General features: G+C 67.1%; 1 protein-coding gene. It reads left to right on the top strand.

Annotation, left to right across the window (positions count from 1 at the left end; genetic code table 11):
* The coding region (locus FZ029_RS32750; protein ID WP_149274381.1) for an NAD(P)(+) transhydrogenase (Re/Si-specific) subunit beta at positions 1 to 902 on the top strand (902 nt) is incomplete at both ends.

Here is a 902-nt window from a genome sequence, read left to right as displayed (position 1 = left end):
GGCTATGTCGTCGCCAAGAAGATCGAGATGACGGCGCTGCCGCAGCTGGTCGCCGCCTTCCACTCGCTGGTCGGTCTCGCCGCCGTCTTCGTGGCGCTGGCCGCCTTCTACTCGCCGGAGGCCTATGGCATCGGCGTCCGCGGCGCCATCGCCAAGGGCTCGCTGATCGAAATGGCGCTCGGCACCGCCATCGGCGCCATCACCTTCACCGGCTCGCTGGTCGCCTTCGCCAAGCTGCAGGGTCTGGTCACCGGCAAGCCGCTGGTCTTTCCGATGCAGCACCCGCTGAACGCGGCGCTGGGCGTGCTGACCGTCATCCTGATCGGCTGGCTGGTGCAGTCGAACGCCGATGCGGCGCTCTGGCTGATCGTGGCAGTCTCGCTCGCTCTCGGTTTCCTGCTGATCCTGCCGATCGGCGGTGCCGACATGCCGGTGGTCATCTCGATGCTGAACAGCTACTCCGGCTGGGCGGCCTGCGGCATCGGCTTCACCCTGCAGAACAACCTGCTGATCATCACCGGCGCGCTGGTCGGTTCCTCGGGTGCGATCCTGTCCTACATCATGTGCAAGGGCATGAACCGCTCGATCTTCAACGTGATCCTCGGCGGCTTCGGCGGCGAGGCTGCCGCGGCCGGCGGTGAGGCCAAGGGACCGCAGGGCAGCGTCAAGGCCGGCTCGGCCGAGGATGCCGCCTACATCATGAAGAACGCCCAGTCGGTGATCGTGGTGCCGGGCTACGGCATGGCGGTGGCCCAGGCCCAGCACGCCCTGCGCGAAATGTCCGATGCGCTGAAGCATGAAGGCGTGGACGTGAAGTACGCCATCCACCCGGTGGCGGGCCGCATGCCCGGTCACATGAACGTGCTGCTGGCCGAGGCCAACGTGCCCTACGACGAGGTGTT

It is taken from the genome of Azospirillum sp. Sh1 (genome assembly GCF_008365135.1).
GTDB classification, from domain to species: Bacteria; Pseudomonadota; Alphaproteobacteria; order Azospirillales; family Azospirillaceae; genus Azospirillum; species Azospirillum oryzae.
The sequence above is the reverse complement of the archived record's forward strand: the minus strand, read 5'-3'. Positions and strand labels throughout refer to the sequence as shown.